The following is a 7795-nucleotide window of genomic DNA, read 5'->3' as shown; positions in this document are numbered from 1 at the left end:
CGTCGAAGGGAAGGCGCGAGTCGAGCGCGGGATCGCCGGTGGAAGAGACGCCCGCAGCATGCGTGAGTGTTGCAAAGCCAACGTCATGCCGACGCCAGGCTTGGAGCGTGCGCCAGTCGAACCTCTGCCCGTCGCTGGCGCCCTCTGACCGCTGTCGGGACGAACTTTCTCCGATCCGGCTTGGCGTTCGTCGGTGCCCGCCCACGCAACTGCTCAGTGATCAGGGACGAGTGTTCTCGGGCATTCCGCTCGCGACCTCGTTTCGAACGTTTGAATACGCCCATTCGAGCTTGATCTCGCCGAGCGCGGCGCTAGCCCTTCCGATCTTGGCTATTGCCAATGCGTATTTGACCAGGCCTGCGCAGACGAACGCTTCAACTCTCAAAGTCACGACGCCGCAATGTTAGCATCACTCGTCGTAGCAATTTCTGAAATGCTCAGCTCGACGATCACCTGCTACAGTCAGCCTTGTTCGTCGCCCAGCGTTCACGAAGGGGACGCGCTAGCGAATCCCCATCACCCAGTTCACGATCACTACGTTCCCACCCGCTCACCGCTTGGCGCTGTCGCTGTCCGCTTCGGCCCGCGCGAGGAACTGCTCGGTCGTGGAGGCAAGATGGGTTTTCAGCCAATCCGCCATCGCGACTTCCTCTCGCAGATTCTCGTCGCAAGCCCGAAGGACCTCGGTTTCGCCGAGCGATCGAGCAGCGGCGATAAGGATCGTGTAGGAGGCGATTTCCATGTGCTCGAACGTGTAGCTCGCCAGCGATCCTTTCATCACCTCGTCTCCGGCGAAGACGCCGCTCAGCGATTGCGCCATCGCCGTCAGCTTGCCGCCAGCGTCCTTCATCGTGGATGAACCCTCGTCCATCTGATCGAGACAGGTCTTCAGCCGGGCAGCCTGCTGCTTCGTTTCGTCGAGGTGCTGTCGGATTCGGTCGCTCAGTTCGGGATAATTCTCGATACGGCTCAACTGCCCGTTCAACATCGTTTCTGCCTGCTCTTCCATGGCATGAGCATCTCTAAGCCATTGGACAAACCATTCCCGGCTTTCTGACATTTCGAATCTCCTTTGCTACTTGAGGAAAAACTTTCGGAAGAAGACATTGTTCCGGAGCAAAGCCCGCCGAACGGCCCTTGACAGTCCCAGAGGATCAGCGACGTAGCGGCCCTCATTTCACCTCGCGAAAATCCTGCAGCGATGCGTGGGAAAGGCCAAGATCGCGGAAGATCGGCGCAAGGAAAACGGGCCATGGACGCGAGACGCGCCGATCAATCACACGTGCTCGCCGCTGCGCGTTCCATTACAAAGCCCAACTGGCACTGGCCCGCTTTCTCGCCTCGACGAGGCGCTGATCGCGGCCGCTGGCGCTCCGCATTGAGCCTCGTGCCTCACCGCACCATCACGGTCGCAAGGAACGCGACGGCCTCTCCGCTCGTTGATTGCTTTTCGAATCGAGCCGCCGTCATGCCATCTACTTCGATCCGCAAGATGGAATATGATCTGGATAGAAGGACCCTCTCGGTGTGGTTTGTCGCCAGCGGCACGCGGTACGAGTTTGAGGGGGTACCGCCGGAAACCTTTGCCGCGTTCCGGGCGGCGTTCGCCAAGGGCCGCTATTTCAACGACCATATCCGCAACTGTTTCCGCTACCATCTGGTTGCGAGCGATAGCGACCCGGGATGACCTGACCTGCCGGCGGCTCAATCGTCCTGTCGCTCCAACCGGCGGGTGGTGGACGCGTTGCCGCTGTTGCGCTTGGGGTTGGTTACGGTCCGCGCTCACTTGGCAAGCCCACCCATCAAACACGCTGGGAAGTCACAAATGGAGTATATGCACATGGCAACTGGAACCGTGAAGTGGTTCAACAGCACTAAAGGGTTTGGGTTTATCCAACCCGACGATGGCGGTCAGGACGTTTTTGTTCACATCTCCGCCGTCGAGCGCGCTGGTTTGTCGAACCTCGTTGAGGGCCAAAAGATCAACTATGACATCGAGCAGGACCGACGTACCGGGAAGTCTTCTGCTGGCAATCTCCGCAAAGCAGGTTGATTTCTCTGGCGGGCCGTGGCGAAAGCCGCAGGAGCGCGGCAAGTCACGAATTTACTGACCGCGGTGTAAAAAAGCGCGCGAAGCTTGGTGTGATGGAGAGACCTGGGCAGCAGATTGCTGCAACGCTTCAGAAACGATCGTGTGAACCAGGTTGTCAGCCAATGGAAGGCGGGAAGTCCCCCGCGTTTTTCGCGTTTTGCGTCCTCTAGCGTAGGATGGTTCGCGACGTGGTGTTGCCCGTGGAGCACTTTGGCTTGTTGTATCTACAGCAATGTCATTGAAGATAGCCTGAGTTGGCCCACATGGATATCGCGTCGGATTTTTCCTCCCCCTTTGGAGGTTTAAGCTGCCTCCATACTTGGCCAGGCTCAACAGTCCGGCCTTTTTCTTTTTGTGCGGGCTGCGGTACATTGGTTATGATGCGCATTCGCACTGGGCCGCTCGACAAGCATTATGACCAGTCAGGATCATCAAATGGCAAATCCTCCACGCCGACCCACAAATCCGATGTCAGCCGCTGAAGCCGCCTTCAAGCCGATCAAAAAGGCGGCGGCGCCGGTTCGCGAACCGTCGGCTGCTCCAAGTATCAGAGAGCTTGTTTCGATCAGGATCGATAGGGCGGTGCTGGACCACTTCCAGGAAGATGGACCGGGCTGGCAGGATCGGATCAACGACACCTTGCGGCGCGCTATCTCCAAAGAACCGACCAATGCCGATGACAAACGATCAGACGACTACTGATCGACACGGCGCTGATAGCGGCGACGCAGATGGAGTTGAACGGAAGCATAAGCGTAACCGATTGCGCACCATTTGGACAACCGACAACGCGCATCCTGGAATTTTTTCATCGAGCCGCGGCCGAACCCCTCTATGCTCCGGGCGGAGACCCGAATGGCATTTCGATTCGTACACACGGCCGACATTCACCTCGACTCGCCGCTACGTTCGCTGGCGCTGCGAAACCCTGATCTTGCCGAACTTGTGGGAGACGCCAGTCGCCAGGCATTTGTCTCGATAATAGACCTCTGCCTTGCGGAACGTGTCGATGCGCTCGTCATTGCCGGCGATCTTTATGATGGCGACCAGACGTCGATGAAAACCGCCCGTTTCCTGGCGTCGCAAATGACACGCCTCCACCAGGCCGGCATCAGGGTTTTCAAGATCCGCGGAAACCACGACGCCTTATCGCGTATATCGAAACAGCTCGTTTTTCCGGACACGGTCACGATCTTCGGCGGCCGCCCCCAGTCGGTGCTGCAAACGGCCGGCGGGCTTGACGTCGCATTCCATGGATTGAGCTTCGCGAACCCAAAGGCCCCGGAAAGCCTGCTGCCCAAGTATCCGGCGGCCCGGGAAGGGGCGGTCAACGTGGGCATCATGCACACCAGCCTCGCTGGATCGCCCGGTCACGATGTCTATGCCCCTTGCAGCATCGCTGACCTGCACGGCCATGGTTTTGACTATTGGGCGCTTGGGCACATCCACGTGCGCCAAGTCCATCCTGGAGCAAGCACCGTTGTGATGCCGGGAATGCCGCAGGGCAGGGACATCAACGAGGCCGGAGAAAAATCCGTCACTCTGGTCACGATACGAGATGACCGGTCCGTCGAGATCGAGGAAAAACTGACCAGTATCGCGCAGTTCGAGCGGGCGAGCGTCGATCTGACCGGGACGGTCGAATGGTCTGAGGTCGTCGGCCGTGTCCGGTCCGCGCTCGAAGATATCCGGGGTTCCGTCAGATCCCGCCACGCTGTGGTCCGTGTCGGACTGGCCGGGGCGTCGCCGTTGTCATGGGCGCTGATCCGCGACAGGGACCTGCTGCTGGCCGAAGCCGAGCAGGCGGCGGAGCAGACGGGCGACACATGGGTCGAAAAGCTTGAGCTTGACCTCGCTCCGCAGAGCGCGGAAACAGCCGATGACGTCGCCGATCCGATTTTCGAACTCGCGCAATCCATGCGTGCCGATGTCAAGTCAGAGGCCCTCCGCGCCGAGGCGAGGGCGCTTGTCCAAAAGGTGATTGCCGATCTGCCGCCGGACGTGCGCGACTTCGCCGGAGGGGACGAAGCTGGGCTGGAACTGTTCATCGACAAGGTGCTTGCCACCGGTGCCGACCTGGTCACGGCCCGCCTCAAGGCAGGTGGAGCGCAATGAGGCTCCGGCGCCTTGATCTTATTCGTTATGGAAAGTTCACCGACGGGACGGTCGAATTCGGCCCAAGGCCGGAGTCCGGTCCCGACTTCCACATTGTGTTCGGGCTGAACGAAGCCGGCAAGTCGACCGCACTTTCCGGTTATCTGGACCTGCTGTTCGGTATCGAGGAACGCAGCCGCTACAATTTCCTGCACGAGTACAGCGCAATGCGTATCGGCGGGGTGCTCGAACTCGCCGGCACTGAGCACACATTCACGCGCACGAAGCAGCGCACGAACTCGCTGCTGAACGCAATGGAGCAACCGGTGAGCGAAGTGGCGATAGCGGCCCATCTCGCGGGTCTGTCGCGTGACGCATACGAGACCATGTTCTCGCTGGACGACGAGACGCTGGAAGCAGGCGGAAAATCAATCCTGGAGTCGCGTGGCGACCTGGGCAAGCTCCTGTTCACGGCCAGCGCCGGTCTTGGGCATGCGAGCGACACGTTGAGCGCGCTAGAGACCGAAGCGGACGGACTCTATCGCAAGCAGGCTCACGGAACCGAACTTGCGCTGCTCAAGAAGCGCCTTGCGGAACTCAAGTCACGCAGGGACGCCATCGACACCTTGGCATCGACTTTTGAGAGCCTTGAGGCCGAACGTCTTGACGCGGCGGAAAAATACGACCGCAGTATTGCTGAACGATCATTGCTGTCGGCTCGGCTTGACACCATTGCTAGGTATCTTCGCGCTATCCCGATCCTCGCCGACATCCGACGCAAAGCGGCCCAGCTTGCCGAGCTGCCTGACATCGCTTCACCGTTGCGGACCTGGACAGGCACCGTCACCGGACTGATCGATGACGACGCCAGCCTGAGAACGCGGCTGTCAGGGAACATCGACGACGCCGAGCGCGTGACAATGAAAATCGACTCGGTCGATGTGGACGAGGCGATCCTGGCAATGTCCGAGCGGGTTCGGGCGCTCGCGGACCGCAAAGTGCGCCATGTCTCCGCAGGCCTGGACCTGCCAAGCCGCAGGACCGAGCTGCAGATACTCGACAGCGCCGTGGCGACTTGCCTTGTCGCCCTTGGAAGATCGTCCGAGGCAAATCCGGCTGCGCTGCTTTTGCCTGCTGCCACAGTCGGCGCTGTTCGCGCCATGCTCGAAGAGCGATCGGGAATCGCCACCGGCGTACGCGTTGCCCGCAACGAATGCGCGGCGGCGCTCGATGCACTTCAGGCGGCACGCGAGCGGGTTGGGCAAGAGAGGGGGGTGCCCGAACCTGCCAGGGCAAGGCTGGCCTCGGCCTTGTCGAAAGCGCGAGCCAGCGGGCACCTAAAAGATCTCAAGATGGCCCGCGAGGCGGAGGACGCGAGCACGGTTCGATGGGAGGCGGCAATCGCTCGACTGCATCCCTGGTCCGGAGACGCCGGGGCACTGGCCAGGGTGCCCGTCCCGAGTGTCAGGCAAGTTGGTGCATGGAAGGTTCGGGCAGCTGGGTTGGGAAAGGGCAGGGCTGTCCTTTGCGATCGTCTCGCCGAACACCAGGAGAGTCACGACCTGCTCTCAGCTCGCCTGGATGCGCTTCGTGCCTCGGTCGATGTACCCGATGATGAGACGGCCTCCGCCATTCGCCGCGCCCGAGACGAGGCGTGGGCCAGGCATCGGGGCGAACTTACTGGCCAAACTGCTGACGATTTCGAGGCGCTATTGGCGCGTGACGACAGTGTTGGAGCGGTTCGGCTGGCCAACGCGCGAGAGCTCGCCGAGATCCGGACAACGCTCCGCAGCCTCACCGAAACAACAGCCGCCATCACACGTATCCGCGACCAGCTTGCACGGATCGACCTGGACGATCAGGCTGTACTCTCCGAACTTCGCGCGGTGGCCAGCGAACTGCTGGCAGAGTGCCTGGAATTCTCGCCCGAGCGTCTGATCGAAACGATCGAGGATCGTACCTCTGCCCGCATTGATGCGCTCGCGGCCTGGGAGGAGGTCGAGCTGGCACGCAAGAAGGCCCGCCGCGCGCTCGACGAGGGAGAGCAGATCCAGCTGGAGTTGATCGGGGCGTTGGCGAGGGTCGGCCTAGACTCGGAACCCGGCGACAGCCTGGAGACTGTCATGGCCGTGGCAGAACTGTTCCTCGACAGGCAGCTCAAGGTCGATGCGGAGCGTGCCGAGGCGCTTAAGACCGTGAGCGCGAAAGAGGAGGATCTGGCCGCCAGACGACGGGCTTTGGACGTGGCAGAAAGGCGCGAGGAGGAATGGTTGGCCGGCATTACCGAAGCGCTTGCCGGCACCTGGCTTGAAAGCGGCATTTCAGCGCCCGGCGTCGGCAACGTGCTCGATCAATTGGCTGAGCTGTCGAAAAGCATTCAGGAGCGGGACGCCATGCAGCTCCGCATCGAGAAGATGGAGGCAGACCGAGACAATTTCATTGTCGAGGTCACCGCTGCCGCAGCTGAAGCGGGTGAGCCGGCGAACGACGACGAACCAGAGCAGTTGGCGATCCGGCTTGCTGAGCGCTTGGAGCGCGCCGATCGCGCCAGAGAGATGAAGGCAAACCTCATCAATGACCTGCAGCGCCTGCAGGACGCTCGTGACAGTCTCAATCTCGAGACAACGGCGCATGAGCGACGCAAAAGTGAGGTCCTGACCGCCTTTGGCGTCACCACCTTGTCGGAAGTCGTGGAACGCGACGAGTTGCTACGGGAAAGGGATCGCCTGCGCGCTGCCGTTGCCGAGCTTGAGGAGCAGCTGTCGGCAGAGCTCGCGGTGGAAGGGTTCGACCAGGCGCGTTCGATGCTGGATTCTATCGAGGTCGATAGTCTCCTGGTCGAGAAGGCTGAAAGTGAGCAACGGCTTCGGGATCTCGATGAAGCGATACAACAGCAGCTTATTCGCCAGACCCGGGCAATCGACAAGCTGGACGCGATTGGCGGCGACAGCGCGGTTGCGCGGATAGATGCCGAGCGCCGCACCGTCTTGCTGGAAATCGAAGAAAAGGCAGTCCGCTACTTCGAGCTAAAACTAGGAGTTATGGCCGCCGGGAACGCTCTGCGCGTGTACCGCGAGCGCCATCGCTCCGGGATGATGAAGCGGGCATCTGACGCTTTCGCACTCATCACGCGCGGTCAGTATTCGGGGCTTGCGACCCAACCTGTGAAGGGCGGAGAAGTCCTCATCGCATTGCAGCGCGACGGGCAGTCCAAAGTCGCAGACGCGCTCTCAAAGGGTGCGCGTTTTCAGCTCTACCTGGCCCTGCGGCTTGCCGGATACTACGAGTTCGCCCAGTTTCGACCCTCCGTGCCATTCATCGCCGACGACATCATGGAGACCTTCGACCATTTCCGGTCCGAGGAAGTTTTCAGGTTGTTTGGTGAGATGGCAAGCGCTGGCCAGGTGATTTATCTGACGCATCACCAGCACCTGTGCGAAATTGCGAAGGCTGTTGTTCCCGGCGTTACATTTCACGAGCTTGCGTAGTTGGCTGGTGCCGCGTGGGATGAGTTGAGGCCCAGCTGCAAACTAAAAGTAAACGGCCGGGCCGTCAGAAGGACGCGAATTGATCGGCGAGGCCGCCTCGGCGTCGGGAACGCGTTCCCAT

The 7795-nt window shown here is 60.8% G+C and carries 6 protein-coding genes; 5 read left to right on the top strand and 1 reads right to left on the bottom strand.

The features are described from left to right. Positions 1-550: 550 nt before the first annotated feature. Complete coding sequence (locus NKI97_RS33165) at positions 551-1060, bottom strand: ferritin-like domain-containing protein (protein ID WP_352838408.1); 510 nt, start codon at positions 1058-1060, stop codon at positions 551-553. Positions 1061-1252: 192 nt separating this feature from the next. On the opposite strand from NKI97_RS33165, the gene NKI97_RS33160 reads away from it, so the two are divergent. The 5 genes from NKI97_RS33160 (at position 1253) to NKI97_RS33140 (ending at position 7674) form a co-directional block, all read left to right on the top strand. After that, the gene (locus NKI97_RS33160; protein ID WP_352838407.1) at positions 1253-1687 is read left to right on the top strand and encodes a KTSC domain-containing protein; all 435 of its coding nucleotides are present in this window, start codon (positions 1253-1255) and stop codon (positions 1685-1687) included. 153 nt (positions 1688-1840) lie between these two features. Next, a complete protein-coding gene (locus NKI97_RS33155) occupies positions 1841-2053 on the top strand; it encodes a cold-shock protein (protein WP_031194806.1) in 213 nt (70 codons plus the stop codon). 474 nt (positions 2054-2527) lie between these two features. Beyond that, positions 2528-2794: a BrnA antitoxin family protein gene (locus NKI97_RS33150; protein WP_352838409.1), complete on the top strand. Its 267-nt coding sequence runs from the start codon at positions 2528-2530 to the stop codon at positions 2792-2794. A gap of 153 nt (positions 2795-2947) precedes the next feature. After that, the gene (locus NKI97_RS33145; protein WP_352750437.1) at positions 2948-4207 is read left to right on the top strand and encodes a metallophosphoesterase family protein; all 1260 of its coding nucleotides are present in this window, start codon (positions 2948-2950) and stop codon (positions 4205-4207) included. Beyond that, positions 4204-7674: an ATP-binding protein gene (locus NKI97_RS33140; protein WP_352838406.1), complete on the top strand. Its 3471-nt coding sequence runs from the start codon at positions 4204-4206 to the stop codon at positions 7672-7674. Before NKI97_RS33145 ends, NKI97_RS33140 begins: the two co-directional genes overlap by 4 nt. Positions 7675-7795 lie beyond the last annotated feature (121 nt).

The sequence above is a fragment of the Mesorhizobium sp. M0296 genome, assembly GCF_040321675.1.
Classification (GTDB): Bacteria; Pseudomonadota; Alphaproteobacteria; order Rhizobiales; family Rhizobiaceae; genus Mesorhizobium.
Note: the sequence above shows the minus strand (reverse complement) of the source record. Positions and strands in the feature narration are given on the sequence as shown.

Bases quoted from the DNA above. Each gene is read 5' to 3' on its own strand.
- NKI97_RS33165 (WP_352838408.1), bottom strand. From the start codon at position 1,060: ATGTCAGAAAGCCGGGAATGGTTTGTCCAATGGCTTAGAGATGCTCAT.
- NKI97_RS33150 (WP_352838409.1), top strand. From the start codon at position 2,528: ATGGCAAATCCTCCACGCCGACCCACAAATCCGATGTCAGCCGCTGAA.
- NKI97_RS33145 (WP_352750437.1), top strand. From the start codon at position 2,948: ATGGCATTTCGATTCGTACACACGGCCGACATTCACCTCGACTCGCCG.
- NKI97_RS33140 (WP_352838406.1), top strand. From the start codon at position 4,204: ATGAGGCTCCGGCGCCTTGATCTTATTCGTTATGGAAAGTTCACCGAC.
- NKI97_RS33155 (WP_031194806.1), top strand. From the start codon at position 1,841: ATGGCAACTGGAACCGTGAAGTGGTTCAACAGCACTAAAGGGTTTGGG.
- NKI97_RS33160 (WP_352838407.1), top strand. From the start codon at position 1,253: ATGGACGCGAGACGCGCCGATCAATCACACGTGCTCGCCGCTGCGCGT.